The following is a 19044-nucleotide window of genomic DNA, read 5'->3' as shown; positions in this document are numbered from 1 at the left end:
CCGCCCGGTTGGCCCTGGGGATCCGGACCAGGCCCGGCACACGCCGAACCGCGCGCCCCTTACCCCTGGGCGCCTACCAACCGAAGGACCCTGTGGTTTCCCGAACCGAGCGCAAGGTGGCAGACCGTGAAACGGCGTGATCAGAGCCAGACGGAACAGATTCGGCAGGCACTGGCCGAGCGCGAGGCCCAGCTCCAGGAGGCGCAGGCGCGCCTCGCCGCGCTCGAGGGCTCCACCTCTCTCCAGGTGGGCCGCGCACTCACCGCCGCCGCGAAGCGCCCCGGGCGCTCCCTGGTCAGGCTCCCCCGTGACCTCTTCCGGCTCTGGCGCCGCAGCGGAAGCACCAACCACGCCGCTGGCCGCAGGGCCGAACCCGTGCGCTCGTTCGACGCGGACCGCCAGGAAGCCCGACTCCTCACCGGGCTCAGCGGCGGCCGCGAGGACCTCCTCGTCGCGGCCACCGTCGTCGGGCCCTCCGTCCGGGCCGCGATCGACCCCTATCTGCGCTCGGTACCCCTCCGGCCGCACGACGCCCAGATCGTCATGGACGGTGTGGACGTGGACCTCCTCCTGGTGTCCGCGTCGGCGGCCGCCCCGGGATCCACTTGGGCCCACGTCGGCGACCCCGCCGCCGTCGACCGCACCCGAGCGCTGCACTGGGTCCTGGAATCGGCCGCAGCACGCGGCATCCCCACGGTTCTCCTCGACGACGCCCCCGCCCCGCCCGCCCTGCGCCAACTCGGCTTCGACCGCGTGCACAAGGGCGACGCAGGCGTGCCGCTGCACCTGTTCAACCCGGTCGCTGCCGACCTCGTCTCCGGCCCGGAGGCCGTGTTCGTCCGCACATCGCGTGACACCCCGGTCCCCGAAGTCCTGGTGAACCTGGGTGTGGGTGTGGTCGACGCCGACTCGCCGAAACTCCCGGATGCCATGCGCGCCGCCAACGTCGTGGTGGTCCCGGAATCCGGGCACGACGCCCCGCGCCTGCACCGGCGCGCCTGGGCCTGCGGCACCCGAGTGGTCCCGCTCCCCGCGGTCCCCGTTCCCGGCACCGAGGACCTGGCGGTCACCGTTCCCCGCCTGCGTGCCGCCGAGCCCGCGGCCCACGAGGTACGCGCCATGCTCCGCGGAGTGTTCCTCGAGGACGCCACCCCGGTCCGCCTCGCGGCGCTCCTGGACGGCCTCGACTTCGCGGCCGGGACGTCCGGTACCGAGTTGCCGCTGAGCGGTCGCGGTGTGGCCGTCCTCGCCGATCCCGGATCAGCCGACGAGGCCGACCACCTCGCCGAGGACCTCCTGGACTCCCGCCTGCGCCCCGCGGAACTGGTGGTGCCCGACACCGCCGCCCGGCTCCCCGGCGTCCAACGGCTGCGAGCCGAGGGCGTCACCGTGCGCACGATCCACGCGACCGCCCCCGACACCCCGGAGGAGCTCACCCGGGACGACGGGGACCCCGCCACGGGGACGGCACCGGACCACTGGGCGGACCTCGCCGAACGCGCCACCTCGCGCTGGGCACACCTGTGGACCGGGCCGGTCGGCCGACACCGGTTGGCCGACCTCGCCTGCGCGGCCGAGTGCTCCGACGCCGACGCCGTCGGCACCCCTGACACCGCGACGGAGGGTGGCGGCACCCTCGCCGAAGCGGGGGAGCGGGGTTTCTTCGACCGTGACACGGGTGGCCGCCAGTACGTGTTCGTCACCTCCGTCACCCCGGAGCTGGTCCGGACCCGTCTCCTACGGCGCGGCTGGCACCCAGCGGAGTGGAACCGGCGTGGCGCCAGGCTCCTCGCCCTGGGCCCGGACCACGGGTCCGGTACCGAAGGCGACAGCGGGGACTCCACCCGCGCTGAAGCCCCGACCGGTGCTCTCGGGTGAACCCCACCGAACACGCCCCAGCACGGGCAACCCACCAGTATCCGAAGGGAAGAACGTGAGCACAGCTCCTCCGCGCGCACTCTTGTACGGCGACGTGGACCTCAACATCATCGACGGTTCGGCGGTCTGGGCGCAGTCGATGGCACAGGCCCTGGCCGCGGCCGGATGCGAGGTCACCCTGCTGCTGAAGGCGCCGGTGCGGACCGACCGGCTCACGTCACCCCTCACCGAGACTCCGGGGATCCGGGTGGTGCGGCCCTACGAGGACCGCATGCTCGCCGACCTCGGGCCGCGCGGCCTCACACCCGAGCAGGCGGTGGAGCTGATGGGTCGGCTGCACGCCCGCAAGCCCTTCGACCTCGTGGTCGTGCGGGGCAGCCGCCTCGCCGGGCTGGCCGCCCAGGAGGAGTCCCTGTCGGGGCGCCTGTGGACCTACCTCACCGACTTCCCCCACAGCGTCGGCCAACTGACCGCCACGGCCACGGCCGAGCTCACCGAGATCGCCCTGGCCTCCCGCTTCGTCCTCTGCCAGACCGAGGAGCTGCGGGCCTTCCTGGAGTCGACGGTGCCCGCCGCGTGCGGACGCTCGGTCCTGTTCCCGCCGGTCGTGGTGGTGCCGCCCGGTGTCGAGGCGGACGGCCAGGTGCACGCCCGCACCCGGCTGGCCTACACGGGCAAGTTCGCGCCCCGCTGGAACACCCTGGAGATGACCGAACTCCCCGAGGAGCTGCACCGCCTCGGAGTGGATTCGGAACTCGTGATGATCGGCGACAAGATCCACGCCGAACCGGCTGACTGGGCCAAGCGCATGCATAGGGCCTTGGAGAGCACACAGCACGTGGACTGGCGCGGCGGTATGGCGCGGGCCGACGCGCTCCGACAGTCGGCCGAGTGCGATTTCGGGCTGTCGTGGCGCGACCCCGCCATGGACGCCAGCCTCGAACTCTCCACCAAGGTCCTGGAGCTGGGCGCACTCGGGTTGCCCGTGGTGCTCAACCGCACCCCCATGCACGAGGCGCTGCTCGGCTCCGACTACCCGCTGTTCGCGGGGGAGGACGCCTCTTCCGTGGCGGCCGTGGTCGCTCGCGCCTACACCGACCGCGCCGTCTACGCCGAGGCCGCTGATCGCTGCCGCTCCGCCGCGGCCGACCACAGCCTGGAGCGGGCCGCCGAACGCCTGCGCGGCTACCTGCGCGAGGCGCTCCCGCCGACGCCGACCGGGACCAGCCCTGACCGCCCACTCAAGGTCGTCATCGCCGGTCACGACCTCAAGTTCTTCACGCGCCTCGCCGAATACCTGGACTCCCTGCCCGGTCTCGACGTGCGCATCGACCAGTGGGAAGGGCTGAGCACCCACGACCAGTACCGGTCACGGGAGCTCGCCTCCTGGGCCGACGTGGTCATCTGCGAGTGGTGCGGCCCCAACGCCCTCTTCTACGCCAAGTGGAAGCGCCCCGACCAGCGGCTGATCGTCCGACTGCACCGTTTCGAGCTGTACGCCGAGTGGCCGCGCCGCCTGGACATCGGCAAGGTCGACGCGATCGTGTGTGTGAGTCCGCACTACGCCGACCTCACCCGTGAGATCACCGGTTGGCCCGCCGAGAAGGTGGTCGTACTGCCCAACTGGGTGGATGACCGGCAGCTCGACCGGCCCAAGCTCGCCGGGGCCGAGTACTCGCTGGGCATGATCGGGATCGCGCCGTCGCGCAAGCGCCTCGACCGAGGACTGGACGTCCTGTCCGAGCTGCGCCGCCTGGACCCCCGCTACACGCTGTCGGTCAAGAGCAAACAGCCGTGGGAGTACTGGTGGATCTGGAACCGGCCTGAGGAGCGTGCCTACTTCGAGCGCGTCTACCGCCGGATCCAGCGCGACGAGGCGCTCGCCTCGGGTGTGGTCTTCGACGGGTTCGGCCCGGACGTGGCCACCTGGCTTCGGAGGGTGGGTTTCGTGATCTCCACCAGTGACGACGAGTCCTTCCACCTCGCACCCGCGGAGTGTGCGGCCTCTGGCGGGGTCCCGGCGCTGCTGCCGTGGCCGGGTGCCGACACCATCTACGACCCGCACTGGATCCACGACAACCCCGTCGCCATGGCCGAGGCGATCCACGCCACGGTGTCCGGAGGCGGGTTCGGGCAGGAGAGCGACCGGGCGCGCGCCGAGGTCGTCGGGGCTTACAGCCTGGAGCGGGTCCGGGGCCTGTGGAGCGACCTCGTGGTCAGAGGGGAGACCCCAGCGCTGACGGGGAGTACCAGTGCCCACGCCGGAGCGGGAGGCTGACCGGTTCCGGAGGGCCGGTCGGCCGTCATACGGGGCCGGTCATCTTCGACAGGCCTCCCGCTCCGGCGGGCAGGAACAGCGCGAAGGTGGTCGGCCTGGTCTGCACCAGCTCGATCCGGGCCCCCTCGGACTCGGCGATGTGCCGGGCGAGGGCCAGGCCGAGGCCGGTGCCGCCGCCCCCGCTCACCTCGCGTTCGAAGATCCTTCCGGACAGGTGCTCGGGGACTCCCTCGCCCTCGTCGCTGACCTCTACGCGGACGGACTGTCCGGTGTCGAGGCGGCGGATGGTCACCGTCCCGGCTCCGTGTTTGTAGGCGTTCTCCACCAGGGTCGCGAGGATCTGGGCGAGGTCGGTGGGGACGGTCATCGCGGTCAGTCCCGCGTCGCCCGTGACCAAGAGCCTGCGCCGTTCCCGGTGGAAGACGGGCGACCACTCGGCCTGGAGGTGGTTGAGCAGCGGGTCGAGCTCCACCGCCTCCACCTCGGGGTTCTGGCTCTTTCGGGCGCGGCCGAGCAGGCTCTCAACGGTTTCCACGAGGCGCTCGGTCTGGGCGAGGGCGGCCTCGCCCTCCTCCCGGACGACGTCCGGGTTGTTCGACTCCGCGATGATCTCCTCCAACCGCATGGTGAGCGCGGTCAGCGGTGTGCGGAGCTGGTGCGAGGCGTCGGTCGCGAAATGGCGTTCGGTGGCGATCAGCCCGGCGATGCGTTCGGCGCTGCGGTCCAGCACCTCGGCGACACGGTCGGCCTCCGGGATGCCGTAGCGATGGCCCCATGGTGTCGTCACCCCGGAGCCCAGCCGTTCGGCGGTGGCGGCGAGGTCCACCAGTGGGAGAGTGAGTCTGCGGGCCTGGAACATCGACAGGCCCACGGCGACCCCGATCGCGAGCAGGGACAGCGAGGCGATTCCCAGCCACGCCCGGACCACGCTCTCCTGTACGGTCTCCGCGCTCGCCCACACCTCGACCCGCGTGCCGTTTCCCGTGGTCACCGAGGCTTTCAGCAGGCTTGGTGAGTCCGCGGTCTCGGGATTCAAGGACGGGTTCCCCGCGGTCATCGCCGTCGGTCCGTCCGCGGGCGTGATGCGGACGAACCGATCCGGGTGTTCCTCGTCGAACTCGGCCAGGTCCAGGCCGTTGTGGAGTTCGAGCATGGTGTCGCTCTCGGAGCCGATCAGCTCGGCCTCGCCCTCCAGCTGGCGGTTGCTCTCGTCGTGCACCAGCTTGTAGGTCAGCGCACCCAGAGGCAGCCCAAGCAGCATGACTGCGATGACGGTCACCACCAGGGTGGAGAAAACCATCCGCCTGCGCATGTCACCTCACGTCCGTCCGACCCCGTGGCGGTCGACCGGAAAGCGCGTCGAACCCAAGGTCGTGTCAGTCTCGTTCGAACCGGAAGCCCACACCCCGGACGGTCGTGATGTAGGACGGTTGGTTCGCGTCGTCGCCCAGTTTGCGGCGTAGCCACGAAATGTGCATGTCCAGGGTCTTGGTGGAGCCCCACCAGTTGGTGTCCCACACCTCCCGCATGATCTGCTCCCTGGTGACCACTTTGCCCGCGTCGCGTACGAGCACGCGCAGCAGGTCGAACTCCTTGGTGGTCAGCTGGAGCTCCCGGTCGCCCAGCCAGGCCCGGCGCGAGTCGTTGTCGATCCGGACCCCGTGGACCACCGGGACCTCGGCCCCGCCGCGGCGCAGGAGCGCCCGGACCCTGGCCAGGAGCTCGGCGAGCCTGAAGGGTTTGGTCACGTAGTCGTCGGCACCCGCGTCGAGGCCGACGACGGTGTCGACCTCGTCGGCGCGGGCGGTGAGAATGAGGATCGGCGTTCCGTGACCCTCGGCGCGGAGCCGACGTGCCACCTCAAGGCCGTCCATTTCGGGTAGCCCGAGATCCAGGACCATGAGGTCGATGTCTCCCGCACGGGCGCGGTCGAGTGTCTCAATGCCGTTGACTGTCACGTCTACCGTGTAGCCCTCGCGTCGGAGTGCGCGCGCGAGGGGCTCGGAGATCGAGACATCGTCTTCGGCCAGCAAAACGCAGGTCATGATGCCGATCGTAGGTCCCGGGTGGCGCATTTCCCTATTATGCGCGCCGGATACACCAAGGTTGGCCGAAAATGCGCTAATCACATAACGGTCAAATGGTGCGATTGGCCATCTTCGGCCTTTTCTTTGCACGTTCTTGGTGAAACTGGGAAGGTGGGTGGTTGGGAGCCCGCGATCCGTGGGTCCGTCCTCCTTCCCTGGATTTCAAGAGGAGTCCGTAGTGAACCCCAACCCCAGCCCCGGCGGTGAATTCGGGCTTCCATCTCAGGGACAACAGTGGTCCCACGGGCCACAGCCTCCCCAGGGGCCACAGGAGCCTCGTCCGCAGGGGCGGTACGGGACCGGGCTGGTCGCGGTGCTCTGCGTGATCGCCGTGCTGGGGGGTGCCTCGTTCCTCGGCGGAGGGCTCGCCGTGGGAGGCATGCTGACGGCCCGGATCGCGGAGGAGCCGGGGCCCGAGCCCGCCGCACAGGAGCCCTCCGAAGAGCCCGCCGAAAGCCCCACTCCCGAGGAGCCGCCGAGCCCTCCGGAAGTGCCCTCCCCAGACCTCACCGAGGAGCCGACCGATCCGCCCGCTGAGGACCCGGACGAGCCGCTCTTGACGGCCGAGGAGGTCGTGACGGAGCTGCGAGACGAGTACGACGACCTCCAAGCGGGCGCCGACATGACCGGCGAGGTGTGCGAGGAGGACGAGGACGACCCGCTCTTCGTCTGCACGGGTGCCGTGCACACCAACCTGGTGCGCGTGGTCACCTTCGAGGACTCCTTCCTGGCCGAGACCCTCGCCATGGGGATCCGGAACCAGGCGGACGAGGGGGAGGGTGACGCGGTGGACGCCCAGGACGCCTGCCACGTCGTGCTCGTCTGGTTCGAGGAAGGCGGCATGGACCAGGCGGACCGCGACACCATGGCCGGTGAAGTCGATGGGATCGTCGACTGCTGAGTCTCCGCACGGGACCCGTACCGGGCGCCCGGCACCGCCGCGTCGTTGCGAAAGCTATGGGCCACCCTGAGTGATGATGGGGGTGTTGGTGGTGGTTGACGGGCTTTAGAGCCTGCGATTCCCACCGGACCTATCCACTCTTCCCGGACCTTGGACCAGGGCGGGGCATACGAGGAGCGGCGATGGCGCGGCGCAGTGGCATGGGCGGGACGCAGCCGAAGTCCGGGCGTTGGGGAGCGGGGGTGGGCGCACTGGCGACGGCCGTGGCCCTGAGCCTGCCGGGAACGGCCGCGACACCCGCCGGGGCGGCGGTGGCCGGTCCGGCGGAGACTGTGGGCGACCCGCCTGAGACCGGGCCGTCGAGCTATTCGCCCCGCCAGTACTACTCCACCTGGCGCGATGCCCGCACCTACTGGTCGCAGGAAAGCCAGTACCCCACGGGCGGCTGGCTCCGGGCCGGGAGGCATGCCTTCTTCTGCCAGGTGGAGGGTGAGCCCCACTCCGACGGCGAGGGGTACTCGACCTGGTGGGCGCTGACCGACGACGAGACCGGGAACCGGGACGTCTTCGTCAGCGCCACGGCCTTCCGGGTGGCCGAGCCCTGGCAGCCGGTCGAAGGGCTGCCGCGCTGCTGAGGCGGTCGGCGCGAGGACCGCGGAGGGACAAGGGACAGGTGCCGGGACGCGAAGCGGGCCCGTCCGAGAACTCGGACGGGCCCGCTTTCCGTGTCCGGTCCGGTCACCCGGTGGCCGGGCGGCCGTTCGGCGGGATCAGGCGCCGACCTCCCCGAGGCCGGTCACTGGCTTGCGCTTGCGGCTCAGGTAGAGCGCGCTGCCACCGGCGCCGACGGCCACCACGGCGGCGATGATCAGACCGGTCAGGGCACCACCGGTGACCGGCAGGGCACCGCCCTTGTCCTCGTCCTCCTCACCGGGGCGGCCGGGCTTCTGGTCGTCCGGGTCGCTCGGACCATCGGTCGGTTCGTCGGTCGGGTCCGGGGACTCCGGCGGGTCGGTGGGCGAACCGCCGCCGTTGCCGGGCGGGTCGGTGGCCTCGTCGCCGACTACGATGCGACCGGCACCGCCCTCGGGGTAGTCCTCGGCGCTCACGACACCGCTGAGGGTGTCGGTGAGGAACTGCTCCAGGGCGCCCTGGTAGGTGGAGCCCACCACGGTGAAGTCGGCGTCGCGGAAGGGGTACATGTCCCCGCCGCCGGCGGAGAAGTCGTTGGTCGCGATCGTGATGTCATCGCCGTCCACGACCTCGCCGTCCTCGACGATCACGGTGCCGTCGTGCAGGACCGCGTGGCGCACCCGCTCGCCTTCGGTGAGCACCTCGCCGTCCTCGCTGACCTCTTGGGCGGTGTTGTCGGGCTCGTAGGCGAAGTTGACCCCGGCCACCTGCATGAAGCGGCCGTCGGAGGTGGGAATGGCGGAGACACCGTGCTCCAGCAGTTCCTTGACCTGTGTGCGCGGGACCTCCGGGACCACCGCGACCTGGTTGGCGAAGGCGGCGATCGAGTAGGTGTCCAGCGCGGTGACCGGGCCGGCTGGGATCACCGAGTCGTTGCGGATGCCGCCGCCGTTCTGGATACCGATCTGGGGCTCCGGAACCTCGTACTCCTCGGCGTTGCGTACACCGGTGTCCACGAGCGCGTCGGCCAGCAGACTGCCCAGGTTGGTCTCCTCGCTGCGCACACTCGGGTTGCGGCCGTCCAGGCCGACCTCGCTCTGCGCCACCTCGGTCTCGGCGAGCTCTTCCACGTAGTCGGCGACGGGCTTGGCCACCTCGGTGTCGACATCGGTGTGCGGCTCGACGGCGTCGTCGCCGGTACCGGACACCCGTACCGGTCCGGAACGGTCGCCGATGGAGTGGAGGTCGCCGTTGTCGTCGAAGTTCATCACCAGTCGGCCGACGTACTTGTAGTCCGAACCGGCGGTGACGATCGGCACCTCGACCCCGTCGGCGTTGTCCACCCACAGCGGGTAGGACAGCTCTTCGCCGGTGTCCGGGTGCACGCTGACCTCGTCGTCGGGCACCAGCGGGTCGTCGGGGTTGGCCATCACCTCGTGGCCGCCGCCGGAGACCATGGCGTCGATGCCGGTCAGCTCCTGGGCCACCTCCTCCTCGTAGGTGATGTCCTGGAGGTGGGAGATCATGATGATCTTGTCGATGTCTTCCTCGGCCAGCCGGTCGACCTCGGCCTGGACCGGGCCGACGACCTCGTCCACCACCACGTCGCGCGGGCTCGAGATGGTGTGCAGGGGCGGGTAGAGCGCACCGACGATGCCGACGTCGTGCCCCTCCATCTCCACGACGGAGCTCGGGGCGATGCGCTCTTCCTCTTCCAGCGCGGCCAGCTCGGGCTCGCCCGAGACGTCCACGTTGGCGGCGACAACCGTGGTCTCCTCGGGCAGCTCGCCGATGAACTCGGCGTACAGGTCGGGGCCCAAGTCGAACTCGTGGTTGCCCATCGAGATCGCGTCGTACTCCGCGTGGGAGGTGGCGATCGCGTCGTAGAAGGGCGCGCCGTCCTCCTGCGAGGCGGCGAACTCCGGCCCGGGAAGGTACATGTCGCCGGAGTTGACGGCGACCACGCCGTGTTCCCCGGCCTCGCCGTCCTCGGCCTCGTCACCGGCGTTCTCGGCGTCGCGCAGCTCGTTGAGCAGGGTCGTGTACCGCGCGGCCCCGCCGAAGTCCGGATCGGCGGGGGCGTTCAGGAGTGCGGACTCGGGGTCGTTCCCGTGCAGGAGGGTGAGGGTGAAGGCCGCGTCACCGTCGGGGGTGTCCGTGGGCGCGGAGGCGCTGGCTGCGGGTGCGAAAGGTACCACCAGCGCGCCTGTCAGGATCAGTGCGCCGGATGTGCGCACGAGTCTGGACATGTCTGCTGTGACTCCTTTGGGGGATCTGGCGGGGACACCGCCGTGAGGCGGGTGAGATCGGAGTTCGTTCACCCTAGACGGGGTGAGGTGTTCGGGCACGGGCCCCGGGGTTACGATTTGCAGAACCTCCAGTGTGCGCGGAGGTTGCCGACTGCTGAATATAACTCAGGGTAATATTTTCACGGATTCTGTTGCCCAGTGTGTTGGTTTTTGGTTCGGGTTCCGGTTCCGCCCCCGTCGGCCCGGTGCCCTTAGCTCCACGCGCCCCTACCATGGACTGAAAGTCGGCTCGATTCCCTCGGAGGACGTTCGTGTTTCCCTCTGGCCAGGACCCGTACGACCCCAACTCGGGACAGGGCGGCGTTCCCTCCCAGCGAGGAATGCCCGACTTCAACGCGAGCTTCGAGGCACAGCGGCCCGACGCGCCCATGCCCAAGAAGGTCTCCACGGTCCGCACCCTGATGTTCATCGGCGGTGCCTGCGGCCTGCTGCTCTCCCTGCTCTTCATCATGGGCATGAGCGTGCCGAACGAGGCGATGACCGAGGTCCTGGACGAACAGGCCGCGGTCGCCGCCGAGCAGGACGTCGACCTGGCCCTCGACGCCGAGACCATGCGTTCGCTCATGCTCTCCATGGCGCTGGTGACCGGGCTGTACGGGATCTTCTCCACCTTCCTCGCCGCACGTCTGCCCCGTCGCACCGTGGGCGTCTACTGGGGCACCATGGTGTTCCAAGGGCTGGCCGGCCTGCTCCTTGGATGGAACCTGTTCTCCGGTGACCTGCTCGCGATCGTCCCGCTGGGCTTCACCGTCGCGATGATGGCCTTCATGTGGGACAAGGAGAGCCGAGCGCACTACGGCTTGCTCTAAGTCGACTGGGTCGGCCCCGGAGAAGCGCGCTCTGGACACCTCACGCCGGTTCCTCCCCGGAGGTGCGGCCGAAGAGTCGGCCCTCCCTCGGCGGCCGGGGCACCCGAACCGCGACCTTGGTCCACTGGCGCTCCAGGAGTCCCCGTACGCTCCCGTCCTCCTGGCCCGTCTGCCCCTCCAGAGCGAGAACCGCGCGGAGGAGCTCCTCGGAGTCGGGCCGGTCGTTCGCATCCTTGCGCATCGCCGCCGCCACCAGCTCTCCCAAGCCGTGTGGCAGGTGCTGGACGTCGGGCTCCTCGGACACCACCCGGCGGGACATCTCCTCCGGGGCGGCCGTCCCGAACGGGTCGTGCGCGGTTGAGGCGAAGGCGACCGTCGCGCCCCACAGGAACACGTCGGACCGCTGCGTCGTCGGCTGGCCGCGGTACTGCTCGGGGCTGATCCACCCGGGTGTGCCCAACTTGTCGCGCTGCTGGGCGACGCGTTCGTCGGGCAGGGCCTCCGGTGAGGGGAGCCCGAGGTCCCGGTAGGCACGGCGCATTTTCCGCAGCCGGATCCACTTCGTGGGGTCGGGGTCCTCCACCGCGTGTGCGATCCCAAAGTCCAGCAGCTTGGGCCCCTGAACGGAGAGCACCACGTTGCCCGGTTTGAGGTCGCGGTGCACCACCCCCGCGGCATGGATCGCCCGCAGGGCCTCGGCGATACCGGCGGCGAACCCGAGGAGCATGCCGCCGCGCAGCCGCCCGAAACGCTCCACGTGGTAGCGCAGAGTGGGCCCCGGCACGTACTCGGTGATCATCCACGGCCGTTCGGAGCCCACGTCGGCCCGAACGAAGCGGGCTACCGACGGACTGTTGACCTTGGACAGCAGCCGGGCCTCGTGTGCGAACCGTTCCCGGAACCGGTGGTCGGAGGACTGCTCCGGGTGGACGACCTTCACCGCCAGGTAGCCGTGCACCCCGGGTGACTCCGCGGCGTACACGGTGCCCATGCCGCCCGAACCCACCCGCCCCCGCACCCGGTGCCCGCCGATCTCGCGCGGATCTCCGGGCTCCAGCGGAGCGAGTCTGCGGACGCCGCGTGCCTTCAAGGGCCCTCCGACCGGAAGAGGTGGACGGTTGAGGCGAAGTCTATCTCCGGGCCCCTCTGTGCAACCGATCCTCCGCGGTTCGGGCGCCCGGCTCTCGGAAGACCAGGAGAAACCGGGCATAGGGTTGGCGTGCGGACCGTACAGGCCACGTCTTTGAGGACCCCCCACGTGAAGTTCGTGCTCGCCGACTGGACCACCGTCGACGTGACCCCCGCCATGCACGGCGCGGTGAGGGGGGCGACACGGCTCCCGTCGGGGGAGTTCGTTCCTGCCGCCACCGACCACGCCACCCGTCGAGGCCTGATCCGCGAGTTTCTGGCGGAAGACCCGGTCGACGGGCAACTCGTGCTCACATGGCGCGGACGGGACCTGTTCGCCGTGGTCACGGAGGAAGGGCGGGTAGGCCCTGCTCAGGCTCCGCGCGGGGAGGTGCTGAGCGGGTGGGCCACCTTCTGGATGTTCGTGGCACTGTTGGTTCCGGCCCTGGGGCTGGCATTCCTGTCCCAGTTCGTGGAGATGCGCAGTCTTGCGTACATCCTTGCCTTCGCGGCGTTGCTGTTCCTGGGCTGGCTCCTGCCCGTACTCGTCTTCTCGCTCGTCGGACGATCGAAACGGGCGGCGGACGGCGGCGGCTGAGTAGATTCATGCGGGTTGTACACAGGCCGGTGGACGAGGCCCCCGAAGGTCGGTGTCCTCTGGCAGGGTCAGAGGTGACACCAGAGGGGGAGGACCATGAAACCGGAGCAGTTCATCGACGCGGCCCTGTGGTTCCCGGAGGCGGAGGAGAGCGAGCCCTTCGGCCCCGGCATCCTCGTGTACAAGGTCGCGCGGCAGAAGATGTTCGCCCTGCTCACCGGCGGCTCCGACGGCGGCCCCGAGACGGTGAACCTCAAGTGCGACCCAGAACTGGCTCTGGAGCTGCGCCACCAGTTCCCCGCGGTCACCCCCGGCTGGCACATGAACAAGCGGCACTGGAACTCCGTGTTGCTGGACGGCACCGTTCCCGGAGACGAGCTCGTAGAGATGCTCAGGCACTCCTACGTCCTGGTCGCGCGCAGCCTGCGCCGGGCGGACCGGGACCGGGTGCTCGCCGTCCTGGAGGAGCAGACCCCGGAGATCGGCGCCGAGGCCTGAGAAAGGACGCAGGTACCCATGTCCACCACAACCAAGCCGACCCCTCCTCAACAGGCCGTGGTCCAAGGGGTCCTGGAACGCCTCACCTATGCCAACGAGGAGACCGGCTACACCGTGGCCAAGGTCGACACCGGGCGGGGCGGCGACCTGCTCACGGTGGTGGGCTCCCTCCTGGGCGTCCAGCCGGGCGAGGCGCTGCGGCTGCGCGGCCGCTGGGGCTCCCACCCCCAGTACGGCCGACAGTTCCACGTGGACGACTACACGACCGTGCTGCCCGCCACGGTCCAGGGCATCCGCCGCTACCTCGGCTCCGGGCTGATCAAGGGGATCGGGCCGAAGATGGCCGAGCGGATCGTCGAGCACTTCGGTACCGAGGCCCTGGAGGTCATCGAAGAGGAGGCCGAACGCCTCATCGAGGTCCCCGGACTGGGCCCCAAACGCACCAAGCTCATCGCTGACGCATGGGAGGAACAGAAGGCCATCAAGGAGGTCATGGTCTTCCTCCAGGGCGTGGAGGTCACCACCTCGCTGGCGGTGCGCATCTACAAGAAGTACGGCGACGCCTCGATCGAGGTGGTCCAGAAGGAGCCCTACCGGCTGGCCTCGGACGTGTGGGGGATCGGCTTCAAGACCGCCGACACCATCGCCCAAGCGGTCGGCATCCCGCACGACAGTCCACAGCGGGTCATGGCCGGTATCCAGTTCACCCTGTCGGAGTCCAGCAACGACGGGCACTGCTACCTCCCCGAGGAACGGCTCATCTCCGCAGCCGTGAAGATCCTCCAGGTGGAGTCGGGGCTGGTCATCGAGTGCATCGCCGAGCTCGTGGCCGAGGAGGGCGTCGCACGGGAGACCGTCCCCGGCCCCGAAGGGGAACCCGTCCGCGCCGTCTACCTGCTCCCCTTCCACCGTGCCGAGCTGGGTCTGGCCTCCGGTCTGCGCTCACTGCTCGAGACACCGGAGGAACGCCTGCCCGCCTTCGCCGACGTCGACTGGCCCCTGGCGTTGGAGTGGCTCAACCGGCGCACCGGTGCCTCGCTCGCCGAGGCCCAGCAGCGAGCGGTCCGCGAGGCCCTCGCCCAGAAGGTGTGCGTGCTCACCGGCGGCCCGGGCTGCGGTAAGTCCTTCACGGTCTCCTCCATCGTCACCATGGCGATGGCCAAGGACGCCAAGATCATCCTGGCCGCCCCGACCGGGCGCGCGGCCAAGCGCCTCACCGAACTCACCGGCTTCGAGGCCTCCACGGTGCACCGCCTCCTCGAACTGCGTCCGGGCGGGGACGCCTCGCACGACCGGGACAACCCTCTGGACTGCGATCTCCTCGTGGTCGACGAGGCCTCCATGCTGGACCTGATCCTCGCCAACAAGCTGGTCAAAGCCGTCCCGCCCGGGGCCCACCTGCTGTTCGTCGGTGACGTCGACCAGCTTCCGTCGGTGGGGGCGGGGCAGGTCCTGCGCGACCTGTTGGAGGAGGGCTCGCCCATCCCCAACGTGCGCCTGACCCACGTGTTCCGCCAGGCCCAGCAGTCCGGCGTGGTCACCAACGCGCACCGGGTCAACCAGGGGGAGCCGCCGCACCTCCAGGGGATGTCCGACTTCTTCCTGTTCCCCTGCGACGATGCCGAGGACGCCGCCCAGATGACCGTCGACGTGGTCGCCCGGCGCATCCCCCGCCGCTTCGGCCTCGACCCGCGCCGCGACGTGCAGGTGCTGACCCCGATGAAGGGCGGGCCCGCCGGGGCGACCAACCTCAACTCCGCCCTCCAGACAGCCGTGACCCCGCCGGCGGAGCACATCCAGGAGCGCAGGTTCGGCGGGCGGGTCTTCCGGGTGGGCGACAAGGTCACCCAGATCCGCAACAACTACGAGAAGGGGGAGAGCGGGGTCTTCAACGGCACGCTCGGCGTGGTCACCGGGATCGACTCCGTCGCCCAGGAAGTGTCGGTGCGTACCGACGAGGACGAGGAGATCGGCTACGACTTCGCCGAACTCGACGAGCTCACCCACGCCTACGCCATCACGGTGCACCGCTCGCAGGGCAGCGAGTACCCGGCGGTGGTCGTCCCCGTCACCACGTCCGCCTGGATGATGCTGCAGCGCAACCTGCTCTACACCGCGATCACCCGGGCGAAGAAGATGGTCGTTCTGGTCGGGTCCCGCCGTGCCCTGGCCCAGGCGGTCCGCAACGCCTCCTCCGGCCGGAGGCACACCGGGCTCGCCCACCGTTTGCGCCGCCCCCTGGCCGAACGTCACGAATCCCTCGTCTGATCGTCCCCATGCGCACGAAAAGCCCGATTCGGCCCACGAAAAGTACGGAGACGTTCGCGGATTCCGCCCCACGGGCCGTCCCTTGTGCATAGGCTCTCGTTCAGTCACCTTGCTTCCCTCGCGAGAATCTTCCCAAGTGAGGTTTTCCGCTCCGTGCTCGGTACGCCCAGGTGACAGCGGGACCAATCAGGATGCTGGCGCTCTTTCACCCCCCCCGGAGAGCGGCGGCAGCCCGGGTGCCGGCCGGATCGGGCTGGCACCCGGGGCTATCGATACTCCTGGGCATCGCGGCGGTCCGGTCCCGAGTCGTCAGGGCACACGCGGCAGGCCCTAGGCTGTTATCTCGTGCGACAGACTCTGATAGTGGTGGGTGCCGCGATCATTCGGGACGGATGCGTCCTGGCCGCCCAGCGCGCCCAACCCAAGGCCCAGCGCGGCCGGTGGGAGTTCCCCGGCGGAAAGGCCGAGCCGGGGGAGGCCCCGGCCGAAGCGCTCGTCCGCGAGTGCCGGGAGGAACTGGGCGTCACCGTCCGGGCCCTGGAACCGATCGGGGACGACGTTCCACTACCGGAGGTCGCGGCACGGCGCTCCCGGCCGGTCGTCCTGCGGCTGCTGGGGGCGGAACTCCTGGAGGGTGAACCACGCCCCCTGGAACACCTGGCACTGCGCTGGGTGGATTCCGGGGGGCTGGGCGAACTCGACTGGATGCCCGCTGACGTCCCCTTCCTGGGGCCGCTCACCACACTGCTCGGAGCGCACACCAGCACCGCTTGAGGCGTGCTTTCAGGGACACGGGACACCGGCTTTCCGGGCACTTCGGAGTGATGAAGGTAACCGGGGTGACCTGTACGTTTCCCAACCAGACCACTATGACCGCATAAACTGGCAACGGGCCGTGGCACTCTGCGGTCTCTACCCAGTACAGGAGATCGAGACTTTCCCATGCCCAGCGCTACGCCCGTCGAGGGCTCCGCCCGCCGCAGCGACCTGCGCAACGTCGCCATCGTGGCTCACGTCGACCACGGCAAGACGACCCTCGTTGACGCCATGCTCTGGCAGTCCGGAGTGTTCCGGGAGAACCAAGACGTCGACGAACGTGTGATGGACTCCAACGACTTGGAGCGCGAGAAGGGCATCACCATTCTCGCGAAGAACACGGCGGTCCACTACACCACGCCCGAGGGCGACGACGTCGTCATCAACATCATCGACACCCCCGGCCACGCCGACTTCGGCGGTGAGGTCGAACGCGGCCTTTCGATGGTCGACGGTGTCGTCCTGCTCGTCGACGCCAGCGAGGGCCCGCTCCCGCAGACCCGCTTCGTGCTCCGCAAGGCCCTCCAGGCCAAGCTCCCCGTCATCCTCGTCATCAACAAGGTCGACCGGCCCGACAGCCGGATCGCCGAGGTCGTGGACGACACCTACGAGCTGTTCATGGACCTGGACGCCGACGAGTCGCAGATCGAGTTCCCGATCGTCTACACGTGCGCCCGGGACGGCAAGGCCTCCCTGGAGCGCCCCGAAAACGGTGCGGTGCCCGAGAACGACAACCTCGTCCCGCTGTTCAGCACCATCCTGGACACCGTCCCGGCCCCCGAGTACGTCCCCAACGGTTCCCTGCAGGCCCACGTCACCAACCTCGACGCTTCCCCGTTCCTCGGCCGTCTGGCGCTGGTCCGCGTCCAGCAGGGCGAGCTCCGCAAGGGGCAGCAGGTTGCGTGGATGCGCACCGACGGCAGTATCCAGCAGGTCAAGATCACCGAACTCCTCATGACCGAGGGGTTGGAGCGCAAGCCCGCCGAGGTGGCCGGGCCCGGTGACATCGCGGCCATCGCCGGTATCGAGGACATCATGATCGGCGAGACCCTCGCCGACCCCGAGAACCCGGTCGCGCTGCCGCTCATCACGGTCGACGAGCCCGCCATCTCCATGACCGTCGGTACCAACACCTCGCCGCTGGTCGGCAAGGTCAAGGGCGCCAAGGTCACGGCCCGCCTGGTCAAGGACCGCCTGGAGCGGGAGCTCATCGGCAACGTCTCCCTGCGCGTGCTGCCCACCGAGCGCCCGGACACCTGGGAGGTGCAGGGCCGCGGCGAGCTGGCGCTGGCCATCCTGGTCGAGCAGATGCGCCGCGAGGGCTACGAGCTGACCGTCGGCAAGCCGCAGGTGGTCACCCGGATCATCGACGGTAAGGTGCACGAGCCGGTCGAGCGGCTCACCGTGGACGCGCCCGAGGACTACATGGGCGCCATCACCCAGGTGCTCAGCGTCCGCAAGGGCCGCATGGAGAACATGGTCAACCACGGCACCGGCTGGGTGCGGATGGACTGGCTGGTGCCCTCCCGCGGCCTCATCGGTTTCCGCACCGAGTTCCTCACCGAGACCCGCGGTACCGGTATCGCCCACCACGTGTTCGAGAAGTTCGAGCCGTGGTTCGGTGACCTGCGCACCCGCCAGAACGGTTCCCTGGTCGCCGACCGCGCCGGTGCGGCCGTCGCGTTCGCGATGTTCAACCTGCAGGAGCGCGGCACGCTTTTCGTCGAGCCGACCACCGAGGTGTACGAGGGCATGATCGTCGGCGAGAACTCCCGCTCCGACGACATGGACATCAACATCACCAAGGAGAAGAAGCTCACCAACATGCGTTCGGCCACCGGCGACGAGCTGGTCCGCCTGGTGCCGCCGCGCAAGCTCTCCCTCGAGCAGGCTTTGGAGTTCTGCCGCGAGGACGAGTGCGTCGAGGTGACGCCCGAGAACATCCGCATCCGCAAGGTCATCCTGGACCAGAAGGAGCGCGGCCGGATCGCGGCGAACAAGAAGCGCCAGAAGCAGTAGCCAACGGCAGCAGGTGGTCCAGGAAGGGCCAGGTCCCTCCAGGGCACCCCGGGGTGGGCGGAGCACGATCGTGACCGCCCACCCCGCGTTTTCGCCGAACACCTCTCGGGTACACCCCAAGAACATGAAACCCGAGCCCTCGTGTCCACGTTGTGGGCGCTCCGTGCAACCTCCGGGGTTGTGGACGAGCGCCTGGCAGTGTGACGCCCACGGACCTGTGGCGCCCCTCCAAGGGGTCCGTGCCCCGGGCTCTGCCTCGCTCGAAGCCCTCCTACCGCAGGCCAATGTCCCCGTGTGGGTCCCCTGGCCGCTGCCGACGGGCTGGGTGGTCACCGGATTCGCCGACGTCGGCGACGAACGCAGCGGAGCCCTGGCCACGGCCGTGGCCCTGTCCGGTCCGAACCCGCTCGGCGGGGTCGGCGAGGTCGTCGTCGTCGCGGAGGACCCGGGCATCGGTCTCGGCGCACGCCTCGCCGGACTGGCGGGCCCCGACCCCGGCGCGGGGTTCGACTCCGGGCCGCCCGACGCCAAAGTGCGGTTCGACGGGCACGAGGTGGCGCTGTGGAACCTGGACGTCGGGCCTGACCGCGCAGGCTACGCCGGAGAGGCGCTCGCGCACTGGCTGTGGTTCGTCTTCGCCTCCGCCGACACCGGCATGCTCATGTGCGAGGTGAACTCACTGCGGGACCTGCGCGACATCAGGGACGGCGGTGTCGCCCTCGAACCGCCGTACGGGGCACTCAGTCCTTTCCTCGACCGGGTCCTCGCTCCCGCGGACGCATCGGGCTGACTTGGCGGGTCCGGGCTGCCCATACCGCTCGG

Annotated in this window: 15 protein-coding genes; 11 read left to right on the top strand and 4 right to left on the bottom strand. The window is 69.7% G+C overall.

All coding sequences use genetic code 11. The features are described 5' to 3' along the window. Positions 1 to 126 precede the first annotated feature (126 nt). Complete coding sequence (locus ACYVD1_RS22535) at positions 127 to 1878, top strand: hypothetical protein (protein WP_460776278.1); 1752 nt, start codon at positions 127 to 129, stop codon at positions 1876 to 1878. Positions 1879 to 1960: 82 nt separating this feature from the next. Continuing rightward, positions 1961 to 4156, top strand: coding sequence for a glycosyltransferase (locus ACYVD1_RS22530; protein ID WP_460776321.1), 2196 nt, complete (start codon positions 1961 to 1963; stop codon positions 4154 to 4156). A gap of 25 nt (positions 4157 to 4181) precedes the next feature. Here ACYVD1_RS22530 and ACYVD1_RS22525 read toward each other — a convergent pair whose 3' ends face one another. Beyond that, a complete protein-coding gene (locus tag ACYVD1_RS22525; protein ID WP_460776273.1) occupies positions 4182 to 5468 on the bottom strand; it encodes a sensor histidine kinase in 1287 nt (428 codons plus the stop codon). A 64-nt stretch (positions 5469 to 5532) separates the two neighbouring features. Further along, positions 5533 to 6201, bottom strand: coding sequence for a response regulator transcription factor (locus tag ACYVD1_RS22520; RefSeq protein ID WP_026128827.1), 669 nt, complete (start codon positions 6199 to 6201; stop codon positions 5533 to 5535). A gap of 364 nt (positions 6202 to 6565) precedes the next feature. Between ACYVD1_RS22520 and ACYVD1_RS22515 the strand changes: the two genes are divergently transcribed. Next, positions 6566 to 7144, top strand: a complete 579-nt coding sequence (locus ACYVD1_RS22515; RefSeq protein ID WP_460776270.1) for a hypothetical protein — start codon at positions 6566 to 6568, stop codon at positions 7142 to 7144. A gap of 182 nt (positions 7145 to 7326) precedes the next feature. Beyond that, entirely contained in the window at positions 7327 to 7779 is a 453-nt protein-coding gene (locus tag ACYVD1_RS22510; protein ID WP_460776267.1) for a hypothetical protein, read from the top strand. Positions 7780 to 7914: 135 nt separating this feature from the next. On the opposite strand, the gene ACYVD1_RS22505 is transcribed toward ACYVD1_RS22510, so the two are convergent. Then, positions 7915 to 10026 carry a bifunctional metallophosphatase/5'-nucleotidase gene (locus ACYVD1_RS22505; RefSeq protein ID WP_460776263.1) on the bottom strand — a complete coding sequence of 704 codons (2112 nt, stop codon included), beginning with the start codon at positions 10024 to 10026 and terminating at the stop codon, positions 7915 to 7917. A gap of 311 nt (positions 10027 to 10337) precedes the next feature. Here ACYVD1_RS22505 and ACYVD1_RS22500 point away from each other — a divergent pair, with 311 nt between their 5' ends. Then, positions 10338 to 10895: a hypothetical protein gene (locus tag ACYVD1_RS22500; RefSeq protein ID WP_460776259.1), complete on the top strand. Its 558-nt coding sequence runs from the start codon at positions 10338 to 10340 to the stop codon at positions 10893 to 10895. 40 nt (positions 10896 to 10935) lie between these two features. On the opposite strand, the gene ACYVD1_RS22495 is transcribed toward ACYVD1_RS22500, so the two are convergent. After that, positions 10936 to 11985 carry a serine/threonine-protein kinase gene (locus ACYVD1_RS22495; protein ID WP_460776257.1) on the bottom strand — a complete coding sequence of 350 codons (1050 nt, stop codon included), beginning with the start codon at positions 11983 to 11985 and terminating at the stop codon, positions 10936 to 10938. 168 nt (positions 11986 to 12153) lie between these two features. On the opposite strand from ACYVD1_RS22495, the gene ACYVD1_RS22490 reads away from it, so the two are divergent. The 6 genes from ACYVD1_RS22490 (at position 12154) to ACYVD1_RS22465 (ending at position 19012) form a co-directional block, all read left to right on the top strand. Then, positions 12154 to 12621: a hypothetical protein gene (locus tag ACYVD1_RS22490; RefSeq protein WP_460776254.1), complete on the top strand. Its 468-nt coding sequence runs from the start codon at positions 12154 to 12156 to the stop codon at positions 12619 to 12621. Between the two features lie 96 nt (positions 12622 to 12717). Further along, positions 12718 to 13119 (top strand): MmcQ/YjbR family DNA-binding protein, encoded by a 402-nt coding sequence (locus ACYVD1_RS22485; RefSeq protein ID WP_460776251.1) that lies wholly within the window; start codon positions 12718 to 12720, stop codon positions 13117 to 13119. Positions 13120 to 13137: 18 nt separating this feature from the next. After that, on the top strand, positions 13138 to 15387 hold the full coding sequence (gene recD2 / locus ACYVD1_RS22480) for an SF1B family DNA helicase RecD2 (protein WP_460776249.1): 2250 nt from the start codon (positions 13138 to 13140) through the stop codon (positions 15385 to 15387). A gap of 345 nt (positions 15388 to 15732) precedes the next feature. Then, positions 15733 to 16161 (top strand): (deoxy)nucleoside triphosphate pyrophosphohydrolase, encoded by a 429-nt coding sequence (locus ACYVD1_RS22475; protein ID WP_460776246.1) that lies wholly within the window; start codon positions 15733 to 15735, stop codon positions 16159 to 16161. 168 nt (positions 16162 to 16329) lie between these two features. Next, positions 16330 to 18222, top strand: a complete 1893-nt coding sequence (gene typA, locus ACYVD1_RS22470; RefSeq protein WP_460776243.1) for a translational GTPase TypA — start codon at positions 16330 to 16332, stop codon at positions 18220 to 18222. Positions 18223 to 18346: 124 nt separating this feature from the next. Further along, positions 18347 to 19012: a DUF6758 family protein gene (locus ACYVD1_RS22465; protein WP_460776241.1), complete on the top strand. Its 666-nt coding sequence runs from the start codon at positions 18347 to 18349 to the stop codon at positions 19010 to 19012. Positions 19013 to 19044: the final 32 nt, after the last annotated feature.

The sequence above is a fragment of the Nocardiopsis nanhaiensis genome, from assembly GCF_054778635.1.
The sequence above is the reverse complement of the archived record's forward strand: the minus strand, read 5'-3'. Positions and strand labels throughout refer to the sequence as shown.

Excerpts from the sequence above, each read along its gene's own strand:
- ACYVD1_RS22485 (WP_460776251.1), top strand. The coding sequence starts at position 12,718 with ATGAAACCGGAGCAGTTCATCGACGCGGCCCTGTGGTTCCCGGAGGCG.
- typA (WP_460776243.1), top strand. The coding sequence starts at position 16,330 with ATGCCCAGCGCTACGCCCGTCGAGGGCTCCGCCCGCCGCAGCGACCTG.
- ACYVD1_RS22505 (WP_460776263.1), bottom strand. The coding sequence starts at position 10,026 with ATGTCCAGACTCGTGCGCACATCCGGCGCACTGATCCTGACAGGCGCG.
- ACYVD1_RS22465 (WP_460776241.1), top strand. The coding sequence starts at position 18,347 with ATGAAACCCGAGCCCTCGTGTCCACGTTGTGGGCGCTCCGTGCAACCT.
- ACYVD1_RS22510 (WP_460776267.1), top strand. The coding sequence starts at position 7,327 with ATGGCGCGGCGCAGTGGCATGGGCGGGACGCAGCCGAAGTCCGGGCGT.
- recD2 (WP_460776249.1), top strand. The coding sequence starts at position 13,138 with ATGTCCACCACAACCAAGCCGACCCCTCCTCAACAGGCCGTGGTCCAA.
- ACYVD1_RS22520 (WP_026128827.1), bottom strand. The coding sequence starts at position 6,201 with ATGACCTGCGTTTTGCTGGCCGAAGACGATGTCTCGATCTCCGAGCCC.
- ACYVD1_RS22525 (WP_460776273.1), bottom strand. The coding sequence starts at position 5,468 with ATGCGCAGGCGGATGGTTTTCTCCACCCTGGTGGTGACCGTCATCGCA.